A 24,224-nucleotide genomic window follows, 5' to 3' on the forward strand; every position below is an offset into this window, starting at 1 on the left:
ATTCTTAACCGGGGTGTACATAATGCAGACGAAAATAATTGCTCATCGAGGAGCTAGTAAGGTAGCTCCAGAAAACACACTATACGCTTTTCAGCTCGCTTATGAGTACGGTGCGGACGGTATTGAAACGGATGTGCATTTAACAAAGGATCGTGTACCTGTTCTTATTCACGACGAACATGTCAAACGAACTTCAGATGGTTTTGGATTTATTAAAGATCTTACTTGGAAGGAATTGAAGTCTTTCGATTTTGGGAGTTGGTTTTCCGATTCGTATGCTGATGCTAAAATAATGTCTTTAGAAGAATTGCTGCACTGGATTCGTAATAGAGAGCTTTTCTTGAACATTGAACTTAAAAATAATAAAATAGATTATCCTCATCTTGAAGAAATCGTATGTGACATGATCATGCATTACGAACTAAAGCAGCGCACAACGTTATCAAGCTTTAATGCGAAAAGCATCGCTCGTTTACAAAAAAGAACGGATGCTATCGAAGTTGCGTTTTTAACTTCCAAAAGTAAATTCGTCGGGCTTGCTTCGTATGCTAAAGCGATTGGAGCTCAGGCATTGCATGTTAAGTATCGCTTGCTAAATAAAAGGCTTGTAAAGCAATGTAATGCTTTACAACTACCTATCCGAGTTTATACTGTAAATAAATTCGCTCACATGCATAAATGCTTTTTGCTCGAATGTGATGGGCTGTTTACCGATATACCTAAACAAGCAGTTCAATGTCGTAATAGTTATACTCGGTAATGTAAGGAGGACAATACAATGGAAATTATTTTTTTCGGTACAGGAGCAGGTATACCTTCTAAACAGCGCAATGTATCCTCTCTTGCACTATCACTTCTGCAAGAAATAAATAACGTATGGTTATTTGATTGTGGGGAAGGTACGCAACATCAATTACTTCATACGAACGTTAAGCCTGGAAAAATAAACAAAATATTTATTACACATTTACACGGGGATCATATTTTTGGCTTACCAGGATTCATTAGTAGCCGTTCATTTTTAGGAGGAAATGATTTATTAACAGTCTATGGCCCTAAAGGCATTAAAGAGTTCATAAAGGTGAACCTTAAAATTAGCGAGTCTCATCTTACATATCCACTGGAAATAGTTGAGCTTATGGATGAGGTTGTTTTTGAGGACGACCAATTTATCGTTACTTGTCAGAAATTAGATCACAAAATTTGCAGCTATGGATTTCGAATTACTGAAAAGGATAGACGCGGCGCTTTATTAGTCGGTAAGTTGAAGGAGGCTGGAATTAATCCAGGTCCTATATATAAAGATTTTAAAGAAAAAGATGTAGTTACGTTTCCTGATGGAACAATGATTGAAACGATGCCTTTTCACGGCCCTGCAAAAAAAGGGAAAACGATTACGATTTTAGGCGACACTCGCTGCTCACAATCTGTACAGCCGTTCGTAGAAAATTCAGACGTACTTATTCATGAAGCGACATTTGATCAAACAAAGGCAGAACTGGCAAATAAGTATTTTCATTCTACAACAGTCGAGGCCGCTACACTTGCCAAAAATAGTAATGTAAAAAAGCTTATATTAACCCATATATCATCCCGCTATCAAGAAAATGATTTTCCACAATTAATAAAGGAAGCAAGAGATATATTTCCAAATACAATGCTTGCTAATGATTTTTTAAACGTCCAAATTTAATGCAAAGGATCAGGAGTAGGAGTACTGTTATTTTTTAAACGGCATAAATAGATCGTCACCGTATTTTTTAGTCAGCTTATTTATTGCAGTATGAAGCTTATCACGTTCAATTTCTTTTTCAAATGAGAATAAATCGAGCTGCTGCGCTGTTGTATTCTTATTTGCAACATCTTGGATCGTAATTCCAAGCAATCGAATTGGCTCTAAGTTCCAGTGCTGTGTAAATAGCTCCCTAGCGATATAAAGGATATCTGATTGTGTATGAATGAATTCACTTAGCTTTTTACTTCTTGTTATCGTTTTTCTGTCACTGTAGCGGATCATCAGTTGTACGGTACGTCCTACCGCTTCTTTCTTTACCAGTCTCTTTTCGACTTTTGTTGCTAATTCGTTCAGAAGCTTATCTATTTCAATTTGATCGGTCGTATCATACGGTAATGTATACGAGGAACCAATGCTTTTAAACGCATGAATTGCTTCTGGATCAACTGGACGCGGATCAATCCCATTTGCTCGATTTTTCAACCGTTCCCCATTTACGCCAAGCAATTGTGTCAGCTGATACACATCGGCTTTAGCAAGCTCTCCGATCGTATTAATATTAATTTGCTTTAGCTTTGAAGCAGTTTTATTCCCAATACCATACATTTTTTCAATTGGAAATGGCCACATTTTTTGTGGGAGTTCGCGTATTCGTAGAACGGTAATTCCTAACGGCTTTTTCATATCCGAAGCCATTTTTGCTAAAAACTTGTTCGGTCCGATGCCGATACTACACGGCAGACCGAGCTTATTCAGCAAATAGCGTTGTAGCTGCCTTGCGGTCAATAGCGGGTCCTTACCGATATCCGTAATATCCATGTATGCCTCATCGATTGAAACGGGCTGGACATATGGTGTTACGTCATGGAGTAAACTAAATAACTGTTCAGAGGACGCACGATACCGGTCGAAGTTTGGGCGCAATATGATTAATTCAGGACATCGTTTTCTAGCTTCCCAAATCGGCATCGTTGTTTTAACGCCCTTAGACCTTGCCTCATAGCTACTCGTTATAATAATTCCTTTCCTTTCTTGTGGATTACCTGCAATGGCGATCGGCTTATTTTTAAGCTTTGGATCAAATACTCTCTCTACGGAGGCATAAAAACAATTCATATCAATATGAAATATAATACGTCGTTTAGCTGATTGATTCATGTCGCACCTCCCTATTTACACAAGTGCCTTATCATATCAAAAATGAATCGTCATGAAATAATAAATTGTAAAGCTTTTTCTATTTGTATATGTTTGTTGCTTCTTTTACGATGCGAGTTGTTAATTCAGTTAATTTCACTAAGCTTTCAATGGCAATTCGCTCATTTGTGGTATGTATTGCCTCGTAGCCTACAGCTAAGTTTGCTGTTGGTATGCCGTAACTTGAAAGTATATTTGCGTCACTACCGCCTCCGCTACTTGATAACTCGCTTTCTAATCCGATTGCTTTTGCGGCTCGCTGTGCAGTCGTTATAACGACATCGTCTTCTTGTAGGTTAAAGCCTGGATACATTATTTCACTTGATACGGTAGCATTGCCTCCGTGTTTACTAGCTGTTTGTTCTAATGCTTGCTTCATTTTACGTACTTGTTTGTCTAGTTTAACACGATTTAATGAACGAGCTTCGGCAAGAATTTCTACATAGTCACATACTATGTTTGTCTGTTGACCACCTTTAAAGTACCCAATATTTGCAGTTGTTTCTTCATCGATACGTCCAAGCGGCATGCGTGCAATAGCTTTTGCTGCTACAGTGATAGCGGATACTCCTTTTTCAGGGGCGACACCAGCATGCGCTGCTTTTCCTTCTACTTTAGCTAGTATCTTTGCTTGTGTAGGTGCAGCAACAATAATAGTACCTACAGCTCCGTCGCTATCTAAAGCGTAACCGTATGTTGCGCTAATAAGTGACGTATCAATATTTTTTGCACCTATTAAACCAGATTCTTCACCAACAGTAATAATGATCTGAATATTACCGTGTGATATATTATTTTCCTTGAGGACACGAATCATTTCAAGAAGTGATGTAATCCCTGCTTTATCGTCAGCTCCTAAAATCGTGGTGCCGTCTGTTTGTATATATCCATTTTTTATAAATGGTTTAATGCTTTTACCGGGGCTAACTGTGTCCATATGTGCAGTAAAAAGTATAGGTTCAATTTTTTCGTCGTTTCCTATTAAATTGCAAATTAAATTACCAGCTCCATGACCGGTTTTTGGTTTACTATTGTCTTCGATTACGTCTAGACCTAATGTACGAAACTTCTCTTTTAATACAGTTGCGATCGCTTCTTCATTTTTTGTTTCTGAATCAATTTGAACTAATTCCATAAATTCGTTTACTAAACGGGCTTCATTTATTTCTATAAGCTTGGACATTCTGAGCACTCCTTTATATCAATCTATACAGTTGATATTCTTTGTATTTACTCACTTTCTTTTGATTGACAAAGTTCAACAAGGACACCATTCGTAGCATGTGGGTGGAGAAAAGCTACTTTGCTATTATTAGCACCTTTGTTCACCTTATCATCAACTAGTTTTACACCACTTTGCTTCAACTGTTGAATCCGTTCAGCAATATTATCAACTTCAAATGCTATATGGTGGATTCCTTCTCCCCTTTTTTCTATAAAAGTACTAATTAATGAATTCGAATGAAGCGGCTCCAACAGTTCAATTCGAGTATCTCCGATTTTTAAAAAAGCTACTTTTACATTCTGTGATTTAATTATTTCTGTTTTTTCTAAAGGCAACCGAAGATGATCGGTATACAATGGAAGCGCATCTTTAATTCGTTTAACGGCTATTCCTATATGTGCGATTTTTTTTGGTTGTTTCATATTTCTCCTTCTCTACGGTTAATAAAATTACGGCTAATCACTTAAGACATTTACAAATAAGACTTGTTCATATTTCAATTAAACGCTAAAATACATATAGCAATGTTGATAAAGGAGGCCGATCTGATGAGTAAAAAAAACCAATCAAGCCCACGTAGAAAGTCAAAACGCGAACGTCGGTTAAAGTTAATTATATATTTAATGGTAATTGCCATGATTTTATCCTTGTTCACCGCAGGTTTAAGTGGCTTAGCATTATTGTAGTTCGTAACTCATTTATGCATACAATCCCATTAATATACTAGTTTAATGACACGAAAGTAAAATCCCAACACCCTTTTAATTTAGGAAATAAATTTATGATGCACGCACTTTTGCTACTAAAATGGCATTATTTCGTCGTTTGGACGAGTATTATACATCAAATCTCATCCGGATACATTGTTTTCTGTTTTTATTCCGATACACTAACGGAATAGTGAGCACTTTCAAAGCATATCCACAGAAACGTACATGCATCCGGATGCTGTATGCATACACGTGTTTGTTAACGTTGTTTAGCAGAATTTAATTCCCGAACGTACTCGTATTAATGAACCAATTCGAATCTTAAACGTTATTCCAAACGTTAATTTGTATTTATTTCTCTTTTGCTCTTTTTATCAACATCGCTTTTTTTGAACTTTTTCTTTATAAGCAAGTATTCTTCTATCTCATGCAACAATTGATAAAGGCTTGCTCTCGTTTCAAACTCCTCTTTTGTCTTTGGAAGTTCTTTTTCATGAAAGGCAATGCGAAGCGCTTTTAATTCTTCTAAGTAAATAATCGCCGTATTACCTGGATGTACAGACTGTGATAGTTCTTCAAAAAATGCAGCAATCTGTTCGGATATTGCATCCTTTTTTGGCAAACGGGTTACTAACGGAAGCATTTGCTGTAATAATTCAAATTGCTTCGCACGCATTTTAAAGTAATCGTAGTATGGGTGTTTACTACGCAGTAAATGATTCTCTCGATCAACTTCTACAATATCTGCCGCTTCGTCGAGCAGTTCTTCAGTAGTTGTTAATTCTTTTCCATCCCAAGTCATATTGTCTTCCTTAATATACAGCGCTATTTCATGTAGTATGACCTGAAAGTTTTTTTCAAGAGCTTTCTGTTTGCTTTTAAGCTTTTTGTCTAAACTAGGCATATATAAATTTACGAGTAAGCCTGTTCCGATGCCAATTAAAATTAAAAGAAATTGATCAAATATAAAGGGGATAGGTATTGATCCTGCGCTATATAAGTTTAAAATAATTACTGTACTCGTTGTAATTCCTTGGGCTATTTTCAAATATACTGTTATCGGAATAAAGACCGCAAGCATAATTCCTACAACTAACGGAGAATAGCCAAGTAATTCAAAAAATACGATTGAAAATAGTATCGCTAATATACAAGCTAAAAAACGGTCCCACGCACTCAATACAGAGCGTTTACGTGACGGCTGGATACATAGTATTGTTAATATACCGGCCGATACGAAGTTACTAACTCCCAACAATTGTGCAATCGAAATAGCAATCGGTGTCCCTATTGCTGTTTTAATGGTTCGATAGCCAATTTTCACATTCATAATCTCCCTTATTTTTTGCTTTTCGTTTGTGTTACTATGAAAATGAGACTGCCCCCGTATACGTGAGCCAGTCTCATTATTTGTTCCCTTTAATTAGATTTCTTCACAATGCTCATCAAATATTGTTTGAAGCTTGCCAACGACATCCATTGCAGTAAAGCCTTCAATATCATGCCTTTCAATCATAGTAACAATTTTACCGTCTTTTAGAAAAGCAAACGAAGGAGATGAAGGTGGATACCCTTCAAAATACGTGCGGGCTTTTTCAGTTGCTTCTTTATCTTGACCAGCAAATACTGTAACTAGATGATCAGGGCGTTTATCATAGTGAATCGCATTTGCTGCAGCAGGACGAGCTACACCTCCAGCACATCCACAAATTGAGTTTATCATTACTAATGTAGTACCTTTTCTCGTTAACGCATGATCTACATCTTGAGGGTTTGTCACTTCCTCATAACCTGCTTCCCGCATATCTTTTCGTGCGACATCAACTACATCTCGCATAAACATATCAAAATCCAATTCGTTTCAACCCCTCATATTTTGAATTCCTATTGTAATTCTCGTTTAAGTTTATCAACTTTAAAGAGATAATTCAATTTATCGCTCGCAACCTTTTTAACAGAACAGAGCAAGCTCACTTATTTTAATCGCCTCTTAATAAATAGTAGCTGTAGATTCATTTATGTTTTCAAGTAATTGTTTCACTCGAGCTAAAAAGCGCCCACATATTAAGCCATCTAAAACGCGATGGTCGATGGACAGGGATAAATTAACCATATCACGAGCTGCAAACATCTCGTTTATAATAACCGGTCGCTTTACGATTGATTCTACTTGTAATATTGCTGCTTGTGGGTAATTTATAATACCCATTGAATGAATAGATCCAAATGAGCCTGTATTATTTAAAGTAAACGTACCACCTTGCATATGTTTCGCTTGTAATTTATTTGTACGTGCCAATTCAGCTAAATCATGAATTTGTTTTGCAATTCCTTTAATGCTTTTTTCATCCGCATTCTTTATGACAGGAACAAACAACTCATCATCCTTCGCCACAGCAATCGACATGTTTACATCTTTCTTTTGGATAATTTTGTCTCCAGCCCAAACGCTATTCAGCTGTGGAAACTCTTTTAATGCATTTGCAACCGCATGTGCGAAAAATGAAAAGTAAGTAATGTTATAGCCTTCACTCTCTTTAAAGGATTTCTTTATTTTGTTACGATACTTTACTAAGTCTGTTACATCGACCTCTACTGTCATCCAAGCATGCGGTATTTCCTGTTTGGATCGAACCATATTTTCGGCTATAGCTCTTCGCACACCACTAATTGGTATTTCTAAATCTCCTGCTGTTTTAGACGTTGTAGCTGTTGTGCTCTTATAGTCGTTCACTTGGTTATGTTCGCTTTTCGCTAAGTTACCGTTACCTTGTGTAATCAGTTTTTCTACATCTTTACGTGTGATTCTTCCATCTCTTCCTGTACCTTCAATCTGAAGTAAATCAATATCATGTTCTTGAGCGATTTTGAGTACAGCTGGTGAATATCTCTTTTTCATTGATTTGTCCGCTTTATTTGGGGCAATATTACTCGAAGACAATTTATCTTCAGTATGATTTGTTGTTTCACTTTTATTACTAGAATCCAAGTCTTCCTCTGAGTCAGACGTTGTATTTATATAACACATGAGTGACCCGACTTCGATTGTCTCTCCTTCTTTAGCAATAATTTCTTTTATTGTGCCTGAATAAGATGAGGGTACTTCAGCATTTACCTTATCCGTCATTATATCCGCAATCGGGTCATATTTGTTAACATAGTCCCCTTCTTTAACAAGCCATGTATTAACGGTTCCTTCTGTAACACTTTCGCCTAATTGAGGCATTGTTATTTTTTCAATTGGCACTTATATTCACCTCCAAAATTAAAACTCTGCTAATGAACGAGCAGCTTCTATTACTTTGTCTGTATTAATAAGAAATTGCTTTTCCAATGGTACAGCATAAGGCATTGCTGGAACATCTGGACCTGCAAGTCTTTTTATTGGTGCATCAAGGTCAAATAAACAATTTTCAGCGATAATTGCAGCAACTTCTCCAATAATACTGCCTTCTTTATTATCTTCTGTTATTAAGAGGACTTTTCCCGTTTTGGCTGCTGACTCAATAATTGCTTGCTGATCCAATGGGTAGACGGTACGTAAGTCTAATATATGTAGTTCAATTCCTTCTTTTGCCAATAACTCTGCTGCTTGCATTGCAAAATGAACGCATAGACCGTACGTAATGATTGTAATATCGGTTCCTTCCCGTTTAATATGTGCTTTACCTAATGGCAAAACATAATCCTCTTCAGGAACTTCTTCCTTGAGCAAACGGTATGCGCGCTTATGTTCAAAAAACAGTACGGGATCATTATCTCGAATTGCTGCCTTTAATAAACCTTTTGCATCATACGGACTCGAAGGCATTACTATTTTTAAACCTGGTTGATTAGCGAAAATAGCCTCTACGGATTGTGAGTGGTATAGTCCACCACTTACTCCTCCACCGTATGGAGCTCGTATCGTTATTGGACAACTCCAATCATTATTAGAACGGTAACGTATTTTAGCCGCTTCCGAAATAATCTGATTTACAGCGGGTAAAATAAAATCTGCGAACTGCATTTCAGCAACTGGACGCAATCCGTACATCGAAGCACCAATTCCGATACCCGCTATTGCAGATTCTGCTAATGGGGTGTCAAGCACTCTTTCTTCCCCGTATTTATCAAAGAGACCTTCAGTTGCTTTAAAGACTCCTCCTTTTTTACCAACATCTTCCCCTAATATGAAAACGTTTTTATCACGCTTCATTTCTTCATCTAATGCCGCAGTTATTGCATTAATATACGTCATATTAGCCAATGTTTTCCCTCCTTACTCTTCATAAACATGTTTTAGAACAGAGTCTGTCTTTGCAAATGGTGCAGATTCTGCGTAGTCAGTAGCCTCATTTACGATTGCGTTTAATTCCGAATGAATTTGATCTTCTAACGATTTAGTTAACAAGTTTATTTCTTTTAAATATTTCGCATATAAATGAATGCAATCTTTTTGTTTTGCTTCCTCTAACTCACTCTTTTCTCGATAAAACAAATGATCGTCGTCACTTGAATGAGCGGTTAAGCGTTCTGTAATTGCTTCAATTAAAGTTGGTCCGTCACCATTTACTGCTCGTTCTCTTGCATCTTTAACCGTCTTATAAACCATTAATGGGTCATTTCCGTCAATTGTGTATCCAGGCATTCCGTAGCCTTTTGCTCGATCAGACACCTTTTCACATGCCATTTGCTTATGTATTGGTACAGAAATTGCATATTTGTTATTTTCTACGAGTGTAATTACAGGTAATTTGTGTACTCCGGCAAAATTTAAGCCTTCGTGAAAATCACCTTGGTTTGTAGACCCTTCTCCTAGAGAGGTTAATGCAACAATTGGATTTTTTTCCATTTTAGCAGCTAATGCTATACCTACTGCATGTGGCAATTGCGTTGTCACTGGAGATGAACCTGTTAGGATTCTATTTTTTTTCTGTCCAAAGTGCCCTGGCATTTGCCTCCCACCAGAGTTTGGATCTTCCCCTTTCGCAAATCCGGATAACATAAGATCTTTTGCAGTCATACCAAAGGAAAGTACCATCCCCATATCTCGATAGTATGGTGCGATATAGTCTGCATCTCGATTTAAAGCAAATGCTGCTCCTACTTGCGCTGCTTCTTGTCCTTGGCAAGAAACGACAAATGGTAGTTTACCAGCTCGATTTAAAAGCCACATTCTTTCATCAATTTTGCGAGCTAACAGCATTGTTCTATATATTTCTAATGCTTGATCATCCGTTAAGCCAAGTGCTTCATGACGATTTTTCTTCATGTACAATCTCTCCTTACCCATGAATTTGTATGCCATCCACTGCAAGCGCCGCTTCCCCAATAACTTCAGATAAGCTCGGGTGTGGATGGATAGACTGTGTAATTTCCCATGGAGTAGCATCTAAAACCATGGCTAAACCTGCTTCAGATATCATATTAGTCACATGAGGACCGACCATATGAACACCGACAAGATCTTTTGTTTTTTCGTCTGCTATTATTTTAACAAATCCTACTGTTTCCCCATAAACTAACGCTTTCCCATTAGCTTGAAATGGAAATTGACCAACTTTTACATTGATCCCTTCAGCTCGTGCTTGCTCTTCTGTTAAACCGACACTTGCTACTTCAGGAGAGGAATAAATACACCGTGGGACATGGTTATATTTAATTGGAAGTGGACTTTGTTCAGCCATATGCTCAACAGCTATAAGCCCTTCATGAGTTGCAACATGTGCAAGCTGCATACCGCCAATACAATCACCAATGGCATAAATGTGAGATTCCTTCGTTTGATAAAATTCATTTGTTTCAATTGCTCCGTTATTCACGATGATATCTGTATTTTCCAATCCAATATTTAACGTGTTCGCTTCTCTGCCTACAGCCATTAAAATTTTTTCTGTATGTAAGGTTTTGTTGCTATTATTTGACCCATCGTAATACTCAATTGCAATTTCTTTGTTTATAGATAACGTATCGGGCTTGATCTGTACGTTTTTTATGAATGTGATCCCCTTTTTTTGCAATTCCTGTTCCAATTTATTTGCAACTGCTTTGTCCTCGCTCGGCAATATTTGTGGAGCATATTCCACAACTGTTACAGATACACCAAAATCTGCAAGCATCGAAGCCCATTCAATACCAATGACCCCTGCTCCAATAATAACGATAGAAGTTGGTAACTCAGTTAAGTTAAGGATATTACTAGAATCCAATACATGCTCCCCGTCAATTGGCAAGCCAGGAATTGTTTTAGGTTTGGAACCTGTAGCAATAATTATGTTTTTCGGTACGAGCATCGTGTTTTCGTTTCCATCTGCATACTCTATAGAAATAGTGCCAGGTAAAGGTGAAAAAATGCTAGGCCCTAGTATTCTTCCTGTGCCATTAAATACATCTATTTTTCCTTTTTTCATTAAAGCTTTTATACCGGAATGAAGCGATTCGATCGTTTTATTTTTTCGAAGCTGTATTTTCTCATAGTTTAATGTAACATTTTCAGTTCCTTCAATTCCAAAGTCGCTTGCTTTTTTCGTTTGTTGAAATACTTCGGCACTACGCAATAATGACTTGGATGGAATACAGCCATAATGCAAACATGTACCACCTAACTTATCTTTTTCTACAATAGCTACTTGTAAATCTAGTTGTGCTGCCCGAATAGCGGCTGCATATCCACCTGGGCCTCCACCTAAGACAACGAGATCATACTCTTTTGACATATTTATTACTCCTTTATAATGCGTTTCATAGGATATATTTTAACTTGCTCTTTTTCTCTTAACACACGTAACGTACCTTCATTTAATGCTTGCAACTCGTCTGCACCTGGAAATACAAAAACATCAGCAATCCAATTGACTCGCTCTGATATCATTTGAACGAGTAACTTCCCGTTCGCAAGCTCTCCTGTTAAAACAATTCCGTCTACAGCCCCCGATAAAACAGTACTCATTGAGCCTATTTCCTTACAAATTTGATAGGCCATTGCTTCATACACTTTTTTTGCTTCATCATTCCCATTAATAATGCTTTTTTCAATATCCTCAATAGCTAGCATATTTAAGTAAGCCTTTAGACCGGAACCATTGATTACTTTGTCAAGCAATTCCTCATATGTGTATTGTTCTGTGAAGCATAGTTTTATTAGTTCACCTACTGGTACTGTTCCTGCTCGCAATGGGGTAAATGGTCCTTCGCCATCAAGGCCGTTATTAACATCAACAACTCTACCTTTATGATGTGCACCGACGGTAATACCGAGTGCCATATGAGCAACAATTAGATTAATATGTTCATACTCTTTATTTAGTTCATTAGCGGCTTGTCTTGCAGCTGCTTTATGATTTAATGCATGAAAGATGCTTTTACGCTGCAATTTTGGGATACCAGAAAATCTCGCAACATCCGCAAGCTCATCTACAACAACAGGATCTACGATATAGGCATCTATATTTAAGTCATCAGCTAATTTCTTAGCAATAAGAGCTCCTAAGTTAGAAGGGTGATTGCCGTTATAGCCCTTTTTTAAATCTGAGATCATTTCTTCATTTACTAAATATGTTCCACCTTCAATTGGTCTAAGCAGGCCACCTCGAGCACTAATAGCATTTATTTTGGAAACGTTGATCCCTTCATAATCCATATGATTAAGTATACGCTTCCTACGAAATTCAACTTGTGCATTTACTGTGTTGCATAGTTTTAAATCGTGTGCTGCATGTTTAATTGAACGTTCAAAAATACAGATTTCATTGTCAAAAACAGCTATTTTCGTAACGCATTCACTAGGATTTATGACTAGTGTTCGATAAATAATAGACAAAACGATTAATCCCCCAGCCGGATGAATTATTTGTTGTTCAATACACTTTTTTCAGATAATAAAAATTGTTTTCTTGCGTTTTTTACAGCATTTATTCTTTCTTCTGCCATCCGATCTGCTGCAATATAAGTAGGTATATTGTCACGATTTGCTATGTCAAATACTTTCGTTAAGTTTTCAAAAATTGTTTCTACTTTTTTCATTGCTCGTGCCTGGTTATATGCACCATTTAACTCATCAGCTATATTAATCACGCCCCCAGCATTAATAACATAGTCCGGAGCATAAACGATACCCTTTTCATGAATAATATCGCCGTGACGATTTTCCTTTAACTGATTATTTGCAGAACCAGCGATAACTTTTGCATTTATTCTTGGAATTGTTTCATCATTAATAGTTGCACCTAAAGCACACGGTGAATATATATCACAATTAACATCATAAATGTCATTCGGATCTACAGCTTGTGCATTAAATGATTTTACTGCTCTATTTACAGCCTCTTTGTTAATATCTGTTACAATGAGTTGAGCACCTTCTTCATGCAAATATTCACACAATGTATAGGCGACATGTCCAACACCTTGTACAGCTACTGTCTTACCGTTTAGGCTTTCCTTACCAAATGCAACACTTGCAGCTGCTTTCATGCCGAGATAAATTCCATAAGCGGTAACGGGTGAAGGGTCTCCTGATGTGCCGGCAACAGAAGATGTACCGGTTACAAAATTAGTTTCCAAATGAATTAGATCCATATCTTGTTCAGTCGTTCCGACATCCTCTGCCGTTATATATCGTCCATTTAGACTTTGAATATATCTTCCAAACGCACGAAACATTGCCTCATTTTTATCTTGGCGAGGATCACCAACAATAACCGCTTTTCCGCCACCTAAGTTTAAGCCAGCAGCAGCATTTTTATAAGTCATCCCTTTTGCTAGTCTTAATGCATCCTCAATTGCATCAATTTCTGAATTATACGTCCACATCCTAGTACCACCAAGAGCTGGTCCAAGTGTAGTGTCATGAATTGCAATAATTGCTTTAAGTCCAGAGCTTTTATCTTGACATATTACAACCTGTTCGTAGTCATCCTCTGCCATATAGGAAAACAATTCCATATTAAAAACCTCCATGCTTTTTATGTAATAGACGATTAATTAAATGTACATAATAGTTATAAAATGTACATGCAATAAATGTGCCAAACCTTTTTTTGCGGTTCTTTCTTTAAATAGTTGTGCATCATCTGCAATAACTTGCAGTTGATGCAATTTATTGCATGCTAACGTTGTCAATATTATACTTTTCAATTTTGTAATATAAATTTCGAATGGATATTTGGAGCTGTTTTGCTGTTTTTGTTTTATTAAAATTATTTTTTTTGTATATTTCTTGAATATATATTTTCTCATATGCCTCTACAGCTTCTTGAAGGGTAGAATTATTAACTATGGACGGATCAATTACGTTATCATCTGTACTGTTAATTATACCTTCCGATTTTAATTGTGGAAGATGACTTCTTAAAATCGTTTCTTCAGACATATCCATATAAATCATTGCTCTACCAATAACATTTTCTAATTCACGTATGTTACCCGGCCAATGATAGCTCTGTAAATATAGTAATGCTTTATTAGATATTGTACGAACGTTCCTGCCATATTCACGGTTTATTTTCTCAATTATGTGATTGGTCAGCTCAGGCAAGTCCGATAGCCGTTCCCTTAAGGAAGGAATTGTAACAGGCAATCTATTTAAACGATAATATAAGTCTTCCCTAAATGATTCATTCATAATTGCTTTTTCTAGGTTTACATTCGTTGCAGCAATTATACGTACATCTAATGAAATTGGTGTTGTTCCACCTACTCGTACTATTTCATTTTCTTGTAAAACCCGAAGCAGCTTAGATTGCATATTTAAAGATAGTTCACCAACTTCATCAAGAAAAACACTCCCTTTATTTGCCGCTTCAAACAGCCCTTTTTTACCACCGGACTTCGCTCCTGTAAACGCACCTTCTTCATACCCGAAGAGTTCACTTTCTAATACAGATTCAGCTATTGCTGCACAATTAACACGGATAAATTTGTGGTGTTTTCGGTCGCTTTCATTATGAATAGCATGCGCAAATAATTCTTTCCCAGTACCAGACTCGCCACGTAAAAGTACAATCGCAGGCGTTTTCGCTCCAACTTTTGCTTGTTCAATTGCTAATTTAATTTCTGGTGATGATCCAATAATATCTTCGAGTGTGTACCTCGCTTCTAAATTCCTTATGATTTGTCGTGCTCTTTCTAATTCTTTTGTTAGTGATCGAATTTCTGATACGTCATGAATGACACCAACACTACCCTTTAGCTTTCCACTGACGATAATAGGTGCTACATTTACAACAACTTCCTTTTTATTAGGTCCGACCTTCATCTTAGCTCCACGGACAGCTCTTCGTGTTTGCAATACTTTCAAATGCATGCTTTCACCTTCAGAAATATCTGCAGTTGCCGGCTTACCGATTACGTCGGTTTCTTTTAGACCAGTTATACGTGTGTAAGCGGGGTTTATTAAAATTCCACGACCACTCTCATCAACGACACTTATCGCTTCATCTGATGATTGGATCGTTGCTTCTAGCATCATTTTCACTTCTTTTAAATCTGTATTTTCTTCAGCGAGCTTGACGACTTCTGTAATATCTTTAAATAATGCAAATGCACCAACTAAATAATCATTCCTATTAATAATTGGTATTCGTGTTGAAACGATTATTCTCCCATTTTCTAGCCTAAGCTTTTGGTTCAATTCTTTCCGACGACTTTGTAATACTTGTGGTATTCGAGTATTTTTTATTAATACTTCAATATTTTTACCGATCGTTCGCTCTTTTGTTAACCCCGTAATAATTTCTGCACGATTGTTAATGAATATGACCTTTCCAACTTCGTTTGTTACGATCATGCCATCATGAATATTATTCAGTATTAATTCCTCATTCTTTTTTTGTAATGACAATTGATCGAGTAATGTTTGCTCTTTTGGTCTTACATTATCATATGTAAGTGCTTCTACAATGAAAGTTGGTAAGATATTTGTCCTTTTATTTTTTGTTAACTTTAATTCCTTTATGAAAGCCTCATCTTCAACCGTATTAATAATTAGATCAATATCTTTTTCCAACCACTTCTTCCAATCCATACTAATAGGTATGGAGTACGTAGAAGAAATTGAATGCAAGTCTGATCCTTTTTCTAGGCTTATAATTGCGACGATATTTATTTCGTTTCGTGCGCACAAATAGCGTAAAAGCGACTCATCGTTATTGTTGGCACTTATGAATAATACGTTTAACATTAAATCACCCTGCAATTTTTTGCGCATTTCTTTCGTTAATCATACGTGAAAATGCAAACGATAGCAAGAATCACTTAATAACAAGATTGAGTCACGTATTTATGATGAACAGTTTGTCGCGGAAAAAACTCCTTTCAAAAGATTATTCTAATGTTTACGACGCTGCGTCCATCGATAATGAAAGATATACGCTGTCTAGGCAATGCTTTTTTTCGTATATTCCATTCGTTAAGATAAGTAATAAGCATTACAAGAAGGAATAACACTCTCCTAATAAAGTGAATTGCATTAAACTGTTCTTACGATTCCCAAAAATATTTGACGCATACTAATAACAATTTGCACAAATATGTAAAAGACACAATATATGGGGGCTTTTTACATGCCCTCTTCTTATTATTCATTGGTAATTTCGAATAAAACGGACCATTAATTTTAGTAAAGAACGCTTAATATTTTTCTTCATGCATTGATTTGCTATAATACATTTAAATCAGTATATAAAGGGGAAAGCAAATGGCTCGAATTATTGCAGTTATTGTACTTTTCGTTCCGGGAATAATCGGAGCTTACGGGATAAAATTAATGCGAGATGCTCTGTTCGATGACTTATACCCAATTTTCTTACATCTAGGCTTGCAATTTTTTATCGGCTTTGTATTATTTGCCTGTGGCTTAGGTTTTATTGGTGGTTTTATTTTGCATCGTGATCGTAAAAAGCAGCAAGTTAAAAATCAAAAAAGCACAACGAGTAAAGATGGATAAAACCATCTTTTTTTTATTAAAATGTTAGTGTTTTTTAGTCATTTTGTTTAAAATACACCTAACTTTTTTAGTTATTTTGTGGTATGATTTATTCTAAAAGTAAATTGTCAAACCAATTGGAGGATTTGAAAATTATGAAAGTTGTAAAATTCGGTGGTAGCTCCGTTGCCAATGCGGCACAGTTAAAAAAAGTTGGAGCAATTATTGAAGCGGATTCTGAACGAAAAATAATCGTCGTATCTGCGCCTGGTAAAAGAAATAAAAATGACGTTAAAGTCACAGATTTACTCATTGAATTAGGGAAAGCTGCAATACGAAAAGATAAAAAGATACAATCGTACATTGAGCCGGTAATGGATCGTTTTTCTGAGATTGTTTATGAATTAGATATTTCTGACACCATTTTACACGATATAAAAACAGATATTAATAAATTGCTAGCAAGTAATTTGTCTGATGAAGAGTTGATGGATTCTTTTAAAGCTATAGGAGAAGATAGCTCAGCTAAATTTTTAAGCTTCTATTTACAATCTTTAGGAATCACAGCACAATATATTAATCCAAAAGAAGCAGGAATAATCGTTCGTACTGATCCTGCTGGCGCCCAAATTTTACCAGAAAGCTTTACGAAACTGTATGATCTGCGCAAGAAATCAGGCGTCTTAGTTATTCCTGGATTTTTCGGATTTACAAAAAGCGGTAATTTAGCCACTTTTTCCAGAGGTGGATCAGATATTACGGGGTCAATCGTTGCTGCAGGTGTGAAAGCTTCGTTGTATGAAAACTTTACAGATGTTGATTCTGTATTTACGGTAAACCCAACCTTCGTTGATAACCCTAAGGAAATTAAGACATTAACTTACCGCGAAATGCGTGAGCTATCTTACTCTGGATTTTCTGTTTTTCATGACGAAGCTCTCATTCCTGCATTTAATGAAGGTATTCCAGTATGTATTAAAAATACGAACAACCCAGACGCCCCAGGTACAATGATCGTTGCAGAGAAAACACCGAGCTACAATTGCGTTGTTGGAATCGCAAGTGATACAGGTTTTACAAGCATTTACGTTAGTAAATATTTAATGAACCGGGAGATTGGATTTGGAAGAAAGCTGTTTCAAATTATGGAGGAAGAAGGCGTCTCATTCGAGCATGCTCCTTCTGGTATTGATGATATGACAGTAATTATTCGTGATACACAACTCTCAAAAGAGAAAGAGGATATAATTTTAAACCGTATAAAAACAGAACTTAAAGCAGACACCGTCTCCATTCATCATGATTTAGCAATGATTGCAATTGTTGGGGAAGGTATGAAAGAAACAATTGGTCTTGCGCAAAAGGCAACGACTGCATTAGGAGAAGCACTAGTAAATATCGAAATGATTAACCAAGGCTCGTCGGAAGTTTCTATGATGTTTGGAATCCAAGCTGAAGGGCTGAAACGAGCGATTCAATCTTTATATGATGCGTTTTTTGTGGAAGATAAAGCAAAAACACTATAATGGCGCATTACAAAGTTGCTAAGCGACTAATAAAATAATGAATTAGATTAGCTCCGGAAATATACGTTGACTCATTTTCTTGCAAATAGAGAGTATCGGTAAGATCTTAGGAGAGTATTAGTTCTAAGTGACTACCCGATGCGTGCAAAAGCGATGTACATTCACTTTCCGGAGCAATTATTCAATTCAAAATGATAAGTTTTTTGTCCTCGGCTTTTTAACTTTTAACCGGCTTTGTATTCCAATCTTAACCGATCCGCTACCATCGCAATAAATTCTGAATTCGTTGGCTTTGCTTTAGAAATACTCACCGTATAACCAAACAAGTCGGAAATTGAATCTATATTCCCCCTGCTCCAAGCGACTTCAATCGCATGACGTATCGCTCGCTCAACTCTAGATGCAGTTGTATTAAACTTTTTAGCAATTTCTGGGTAAAGTATTTTCGTTATCGATCCTAATAGTTCTATGTCATTGTATACCATCGTAATCGCTTCACGTAAGTACATATAGCCCTTTATATGTGCTGGTACACCAATTTCATGAATAATGCTTGTAATATTTGCTTCTAAATCTTTTTTGCTTTTAAGCTTTTTAGGTGTTTTTAAACTATTTCTTGAAGCAGGAGTTGCACTCCCATATACTTGTCTCACTTGGTCTGCCAGATTATCCATATCAAAAGGTTTTAAAATAAAATATGAGGCCCCGATATCTACTGCCTTTTTCATCACTTCTTCTTGCCCAAAAGCAGTAAGCATTATAACACTTGGATATTTGTCTCTGTCTGACTCTTTTAATGAATTCAACACTGCCAACCCATCAATATGTGGCATAATTATATCCAATATTAAAATATCCGGCTCCAATTCTTCGAGCAATTCCAAACAATCTCTTCCATTATACGCAGTTCCAATTACTTCAATATCTTCTTGTTCATCAAAATAGTCTTCCATCATTTGTACAAGTTCTTTGTTATCATCAATTAAGCATACTGATATTCTGTCCAAAACCTGTTCTCCTCCTTTAAATTGGTGCAAATTTCCTCTTAGCAATAACTATTCGACATGATTTATTATTTTCCTTTTAAAAAATGAAAAAATTCAATCTCTTTTATTTGCTTTGTTTTTCTACATTTTATTTGCTTTTTCTACTTCACCTGCCATTTTTATAAAAAACAGAACTTGTTAAGATGTTTTTCACCTTAACAAGTTCGTTGTTAACTTGCTTTTGTTTTTTCCCTGTTGTAAATATCAATACCAGCTTCTTGTAACATCCATTCAATATGCACACCGTATCCCGATGTAGGATCATTAACAAACACGTGAGTCACTGCTCCGATTACTTTCCCATCTTGAATAATAGGACTTCCACTCATACCTTGTACAATTCCGCCTGTTTTTTTCAATAATTCTTGATCTGTGATTTTAATAACCATGCCTTTTGTAGCTGGAAACTTTTGTGGTATACTGCTTACAATTTCAATATCAAACTCTTCAACCTGTTCTCCTTCAATAACGGTTAATATTTTACCAGGCCCTTCTTTTACATCCTTAGATAATGAAATCGGCATTGGTTCATCATATTTTCCGTTATATATGGATTTGTTTAGCTTTCCAAAAATACCGAAGGGGCTATTTTTTGTAATTGATCCTAATTTGTTTCGATCAACTGAAAATTGTGCTTGTTTTTCACCAGGGATACCGTTATTCCCTTTTTCAATTGAAGTAACATTGGACTTTACAATAGTCCCCTCATGAATATCAATCGGTTTTTTTGTATCCATATCCGAAATCACATGCCCTAAAGCTCCATATTTTTTTGTTTCTGGGTCGTAAAAAGAAACCGTTCCAATTCCTGCAGCAGAGTCCCTAATATACAATCCAATTTGGTAGGTGCTATCCTTATTATCCTTAACAGGCTTAAGTGTTGCATTGACAAATTCATTCCCTCTTTTAATTTTTAACTCCATTGATTTATTATCTTTGCCAGCTGCCTCCACATAAGGTCTAACTTCCTCCATCTTTTTAATGGGCTTTCCGTTTATTTCCAAAATCACATCACCTACACGTATTTGAGCATCCTCCCCTGGCGATGATGTGCCTTCTTTTCCACTTACTAAATGATGTCCAACAACTAGTACACCTTTCGTATGCAACTGCACTCCGATTGATTGACCTCCTGGAATAACTTTAATATCATCTAAAATCGACACATTAACTTTTTTTATAGGTACTCCAGATACCTCATATAAAAGTTCTGCATTTCCAGGTGCTTTTGTATAAAAAGATGAATCAATTGCTTTAATGGTTTCGTCTTTCAAAGCTACTTGAACGTTGTTCAGTTCTGGTACTTCAAGGGGAGACTGATTGTGAAATACAATTACTTCTTTTGGAATCGAAAGATATTCATTCAAAGGGGTTGTAAAAGGAACAGCCAATAAAACCGTAAGGAGCAGAACACCAATTAACCTTCTCGTTATTTCATACTTCAATCCGCTCACTCTCCTCGTTCCTAACCCATACCTTTTAATTTTTATCTGTATGACTAATTTGACCTAATACGGTGTTTTTTAAACTGGTGAAAAAAAAGAAATACTGTGAATCATTTCCTGTAATACAAAAAAGAAAAAGCCATTTATTTAAATATTGGCTTTTTCTTTTTTGTTTGTTTTAAATTGATTTGCTAATAACAACATCTCTTGAGCATGATCGGTGGCAGTATCTGTCAGCTCTCTTCCAGTTATCATACGACTTATTTCTTCTGCTTTTTCTTTTGTTGTTAATTCATTTACGTACGTAGCAGTGCGGTTATGAACTGTTTCTTTTTTAATTAGTTTATGAAAGTCAGCCATAGCTGCAACTTGAGGCAAATGCGTAATGCACAGAACTTGGGATGATATAGATGTTTCATAAATTTTTTCAGCGATTGCTTGTGCAACGCGACCGCTTACTCCGGTATCTACTTCATCAAAAATGACACTCGTTATCCCTTGATGGCGAGCAAATAGACCTTTTAATGCGAGCATAATTCGGGATAGTTCTCCACCAGAAGCAACCTTATGTAACGGTTTAAGCGGTTCACCAGAATTTGTTGAAATTAAAAATTTCACAACATCGATTCCATTTTGATGTAAGTCTGACTCAGTGGCTGCTTCTTTATTATTTTTAAAGGAAATTGAAAACAATGCATTTTCTAGATACAATTGTTTTAATTCTACATGAATACTTTGTTCCAATTTTTGTGCTGCAAGCTTCCGTAATTCGTGTAACTGCTTTCCTTTATGTAGGGCTTTTTTCGTTAACGCTGCTATCGTATCGGTTAGCTTGTTTAGATGTAAATCTTTATTTTGTATTTGTTCAATTTCTTTATTTATTTTTAACTGATAATGTACTATTTCATCCACAGTACTCCCATATTTCTTTTTTAAACGATTTATATCATTTAATCTACTCTCAATACCATCTAATTGATATGGATCGTATTGCAGAGAATCTTTAAAATTACGCAGCTCAGCACTTAGTTCCTCAATTAAATAATAATGATCGTTTAATTTTTCTGCTTTTTCAGCAATAAATGGATCAAACGATTTATTATCGTCTAGCGCCATCTTAGCTTTATGCAACCATTCTAACCCTTTTCGTTCCCCATACAATGCATTATAGGCATCCTGAACACCAAGAAATATTTTTTCGAAATTAACAAAATAAGTACGTTTTTTTTCTAACTCAATATCTTCTGAGTCCTGTAATTCTGCTTCCTCAATTTCTTTAGCTTGGAACTGTAAAAGATCTAATCTATGTGCCATTTCTTGCTCATTTTCACTTAAACGTTTGTATTCCTTCCTTGCTTTTACTAACGCTTCATAAATAATTAAATACTCTTCTTTAATGGGCTGTATCGATTTTTGTGCGTACATATCAAGGAGTTGGATATGATTTGACTGATCCATCAATGACTGCGTTTCGTGTTGTCCATGAATATCGATTAGCGTATTGCCTAGTTGCTTTAAAATTGTCAATGTTACCAGTTTCCCATTAACTCGGCAAATACTTTTACCGGTGTCTGTTATAGTACGATGGATGACAAGCATTCCATCTTCAATATCTAATCCGTATGCATCAATTAAGGCGAAAATTGAATGTTTTTCATCGTCAATCGTAAATAACCCTTGGATTTCTGCTTGTTTTGCGCCATGTCTTACGAAATGAACAGAGCCGCGTTCACCAGCCAACAACTGCACTGCATCAATTATGATTGATTTACCAGCACCTGTTTCTCCAGTTAAAACGGTGAGCCCATCACGAAATGTAATTGAAATCTGGTCTATTATCGCAAAATCTTTAATGGATAATTCCGTTAACATTTTTCGATTCACCTCATCCGTTCGCATGTTAAAGCATATTTATTAGACGCTCTTGAATTGCTTCAGCATCTGATTCGGTTCGACAAATAATTAAGCACGTATCATCCCCACAAATTGTCCCCATAATTTCCGACCAATCTAAGTTGTCAATCAATACTCCTATTGCATGGGCATTTCCGGGCAAAGTCCTTAATACAATAAACAGGCTTGTATGATCAATTTTTACAAATGCATCCATTATTAATCTTTTTAGCTTTTCTAAAGGATTAAAGCGTTGATCTGCGGGTAAGCTATATTTATATTTACCATTAATCGAAGGCACTTTGACTAGATGAAGCTCCTTAATATCTCTTGAAATTGTAGCTTGTGTTACATTGTAGCCAAGTACTTTTAGTTGATCGACTAATTCATCTTGTGTCTCAATATCATTTTCTGTAATTAATTCACGTATTTTAATGTGTCGTTTAATTTTACTCATTTCATACCTCCAGCAGGATGGTAAATTCACATTTTACTGTTAAATTCCAGATGGGCACTATTAATAGTTTCGTCTATAAGCTTTTCAATTTCATTATTTTTCGTTCCCTTATGATCAGCTTTATTCCACCCGAAATGTGCAAGGTATTCAATATTACCATCTCCGCCAGTTATGGGTGAATACGTTAAATCATGTAACGAATAGTTTTCGTCAATTGAAAAGGTAATAATCTTATTTAATACATCGGCATGGATTTTTTTATCACGAACAATTCCTTTTTTTCCAACCAGCTCTCTTTTTGTTTCGAATTGAGGCTTTATTAAAGCAATTATATCACTATTATTTGTAAGAATCTGCTTTAAAACGGGTAAAATTAACGTCAAGGAAATAAACGAGACATCAATTGTAGCTAAGTTTGGTTGTCCTTGTTGGAACATATCTATTGTAGCATAGCGAAAGTTTGTTCGTTCCATTACAACGACACGTTTATCACTTCTTAATTTCCAATCAAGCTGATTATATCCGACATCGATGGCGTAACATAGAGATACACCATTTTGAAGGGCACAATCTGTAAACCCTCCAGTGGAGGAGCCGACATCTACCATTATTTTATCCTTTACATCTACTTGAAAATAATGCAATGCTTTTTCTAATTTCAAACCGCCCCGCCCAACATAAGGAAGAAGTTTTCCTTTTACTGTAAGTGGGATATCGACCTTCACTTTCATTCCTGGCTTGTCCAATAGATGATTTTCAGAATATACTTGACCTGCCATTATAACACGTTTTGCTTTCTCTCGTGTGTCAATTAAATTTCTCTTCACTAAAAGTACATCAAGTCGTTCTTTTTCCATATCAATTATCCTTTTTATTAGTCTGTTATCGTCTATACGTATATGCTGACAAACTTAAAGCAACAGGTATATAACGTGTGTATATTGAGGGTAGTATTCGAAGAAATGGTAAAGATATATTTCTTTTTGTTGCTATCAAAATTTTGTCCATTAGTTGCGTAATTTATTATTCAAAACGTACAATCTACATACAAAAGAAATCGCAATAAATAAGTGAGTGCTATTTAG

At 36.0% G+C, this 24,224-nt stretch carries 22 protein-coding genes; 5 read left to right on the forward strand and 17 right to left on the reverse strand.

The genetic code is table 11. The annotated features are described in order from the left end of the window. Positions 1-22 precede the first annotated feature (22 nt). Both ACLIBH_RS11270 and rnz read left to right on the forward strand, forming a co-directional pair. A complete protein-coding gene (locus ACLIBH_RS11270; protein WP_439316802.1) occupies positions 23-760 on the forward strand; it encodes a glycerophosphodiester phosphodiesterase in 738 nt (245 codons plus the stop codon). An 18-nt stretch (positions 761-778) separates the two neighbouring features. Next, a complete protein-coding gene (gene rnz, locus ACLIBH_RS11275; protein WP_439316803.1) occupies positions 779-1,693 on the forward strand; it encodes a ribonuclease Z in 915 nt (304 codons plus the stop codon). A 27-nt stretch (positions 1,694-1,720) separates the two neighbouring features. On the opposite strand, the gene ACLIBH_RS11280 is transcribed toward rnz, so the two are convergent. The 3 genes from ACLIBH_RS11280 to mce form a co-directional block, all read right to left on the reverse strand. After that, positions 1,721-2,893, reverse strand: coding sequence for a DNA polymerase IV (locus ACLIBH_RS11280; protein WP_439316804.1), 1,173 nt, complete (start codon positions 2,891-2,893; stop codon positions 1,721-1,723). Positions 2,894-2,972: 79 nt separating this feature from the next. Next, positions 2,973-4,115 carry a M20/M25/M40 family metallo-hydrolase gene (locus tag ACLIBH_RS11285; RefSeq protein WP_439316805.1) on the reverse strand — a complete coding sequence of 381 codons (1,143 nt, stop codon included), beginning with the start codon at positions 4,113-4,115 and terminating at the stop codon, positions 2,973-2,975. Positions 4,116-4,162: 47 nt separating this feature from the next. Next, a complete protein-coding gene (gene mce, locus ACLIBH_RS11290; protein ID WP_439316806.1) occupies positions 4,163-4,579 on the reverse strand; it encodes a methylmalonyl-CoA epimerase in 417 nt (138 codons plus the stop codon). A gap of 126 nt (positions 4,580-4,705) precedes the next feature. Here mce and prli42 point away from each other — a divergent pair, with 126 nt between their 5' ends. Further along, positions 4,706-4,843 (forward strand): stressosome-associated protein Prli42, encoded by a 138-nt coding sequence (prli42, locus tag ACLIBH_RS11295; protein WP_439316807.1) that lies wholly within the window; start codon positions 4,706-4,708, stop codon positions 4,841-4,843. Positions 4,844-5,207: 364 nt separating this feature from the next. Here prli42 and ACLIBH_RS11300 read toward each other — a convergent pair whose 3' ends face one another. The 9 genes from ACLIBH_RS11300 to ACLIBH_RS11340 form a co-directional block, all read right to left on the reverse strand. Next, on the reverse strand, positions 5,208-6,191 hold the full coding sequence (locus tag ACLIBH_RS11300; RefSeq protein WP_439316808.1) for an aromatic acid exporter family protein: 984 nt from the start codon (positions 6,189-6,191) through the stop codon (positions 5,208-5,210). A gap of 99 nt (positions 6,192-6,290) precedes the next feature. Then, entirely contained in the window at positions 6,291-6,722 is a 432-nt protein-coding gene (locus ACLIBH_RS11305) for a BrxA/BrxB family bacilliredoxin (protein ID WP_439316809.1), read from the reverse strand. 135 nt (positions 6,723-6,857) lie between these two features. Further along, the gene (locus ACLIBH_RS11310; RefSeq protein ID WP_439316810.1) at positions 6,858-8,114 is read right to left on the reverse strand and encodes a dihydrolipoamide acetyltransferase family protein; all 1,257 of its coding nucleotides are present in this window, start codon (positions 8,112-8,114) and stop codon (positions 6,858-6,860) included. An 18-nt stretch (positions 8,115-8,132) separates the two neighbouring features. Continuing rightward, positions 8,133-9,116: an alpha-ketoacid dehydrogenase subunit beta gene (locus ACLIBH_RS11315; RefSeq protein WP_439316811.1), complete on the reverse strand. Its 984-nt coding sequence runs from the start codon at positions 9,114-9,116 to the stop codon at positions 8,133-8,135. A gap of 12 nt (positions 9,117-9,128) precedes the next feature. Beyond that, on the reverse strand, positions 9,129-10,121 hold the full coding sequence (locus ACLIBH_RS11320) for a thiamine pyrophosphate-dependent dehydrogenase E1 component subunit alpha (protein WP_439316812.1): 993 nt from the start codon (positions 10,119-10,121) through the stop codon (positions 9,129-9,131). A gap of 13 nt (positions 10,122-10,134) precedes the next feature. Beyond that, the gene (gene lpdA / locus ACLIBH_RS11325) at positions 10,135-11,565 is read right to left on the reverse strand and encodes a dihydrolipoyl dehydrogenase (protein WP_439316813.1); all 1,431 of its coding nucleotides are present in this window, start codon (positions 11,563-11,565) and stop codon (positions 10,135-10,137) included. A gap of 5 nt (positions 11,566-11,570) precedes the next feature. Next, positions 11,571-12,668, reverse strand: a complete 1,098-nt coding sequence (gene buk, locus ACLIBH_RS11330; protein WP_439316814.1) for a butyrate kinase — start codon at positions 12,666-12,668, stop codon at positions 11,571-11,573. A gap of 26 nt (positions 12,669-12,694) precedes the next feature. Further along, the gene (locus ACLIBH_RS11335) at positions 12,695-13,792 is read right to left on the reverse strand and encodes a Leu/Phe/Val dehydrogenase (RefSeq protein WP_439316815.1); all 1,098 of its coding nucleotides are present in this window, start codon (positions 13,790-13,792) and stop codon (positions 12,695-12,697) included. Positions 13,793-13,946: 154 nt separating this feature from the next. Continuing rightward, positions 13,947-16,028, reverse strand: coding sequence for a sigma 54-interacting transcriptional regulator (locus ACLIBH_RS11340; RefSeq protein ID WP_439316816.1), 2,082 nt, complete (start codon positions 16,026-16,028; stop codon positions 13,947-13,949). A gap of 516 nt (positions 16,029-16,544) precedes the next feature. On the opposite strand from ACLIBH_RS11340, the gene ACLIBH_RS11345 reads away from it, so the two are divergent. Further along, positions 16,545-16,793 carry a DUF2627 domain-containing protein gene (locus ACLIBH_RS11345; RefSeq protein WP_439316817.1) on the forward strand — a complete coding sequence of 83 codons (249 nt, stop codon included), beginning with the start codon at positions 16,545-16,547 and terminating at the stop codon, positions 16,791-16,793. Between the two features lie 134 nt (positions 16,794-16,927). Beyond that, positions 16,928-18,298, forward strand: a complete 1,371-nt coding sequence (locus ACLIBH_RS11350; RefSeq protein WP_439316818.1) for an aspartate kinase — start codon at positions 16,928-16,930, stop codon at positions 18,296-18,298. Between the two features lie 224 nt (positions 18,299-18,522). Here the strand turns inward: ACLIBH_RS11350 and spo0A are convergent, their stop codons facing one another. The 5 genes from spo0A to ACLIBH_RS11375 form a co-directional block, all read right to left on the reverse strand. Further along, a complete protein-coding gene (gene spo0A / locus ACLIBH_RS11355) occupies positions 18,523-19,254 on the reverse strand; it encodes a sporulation transcription factor Spo0A (RefSeq protein ID WP_439316824.1) in 732 nt (243 codons plus the stop codon). Positions 19,255-19,514: 260 nt separating this feature from the next. After that, positions 19,515-20,789 (reverse strand): SpoIVB peptidase, encoded by a 1,275-nt coding sequence (gene spoIVB, locus ACLIBH_RS11360; RefSeq protein WP_439316819.1) that lies wholly within the window; start codon positions 20,787-20,789, stop codon positions 19,515-19,517. Between the two features lie 147 nt (positions 20,790-20,936). Then, positions 20,937-22,661: a DNA repair protein RecN gene (gene recN, locus ACLIBH_RS11365; RefSeq protein ID WP_439316820.1), complete on the reverse strand. Its 1,725-nt coding sequence runs from the start codon at positions 22,659-22,661 to the stop codon at positions 20,937-20,939. A gap of 28 nt (positions 22,662-22,689) precedes the next feature. Further along, positions 22,690-23,139: a transcriptional regulator AhrC/ArgR gene (gene ahrC / locus ACLIBH_RS11370; protein WP_439316821.1), complete on the reverse strand. Its 450-nt coding sequence runs from the start codon at positions 23,137-23,139 to the stop codon at positions 22,690-22,692. Positions 23,140-23,165: 26 nt separating this feature from the next. Next, a complete protein-coding gene (locus ACLIBH_RS11375; protein ID WP_439316822.1) occupies positions 23,166-23,996 on the reverse strand; it encodes a TlyA family RNA methyltransferase in 831 nt (276 codons plus the stop codon). Positions 23,997-24,224 lie beyond the last annotated feature (228 nt).

Source organism: Virgibacillus sp. W0430, from assembly GCF_051846935.1.
Classification (GTDB): Bacteria; Bacillota; Bacilli; order Bacillales; family Amphibacillaceae; genus JBPYCR01.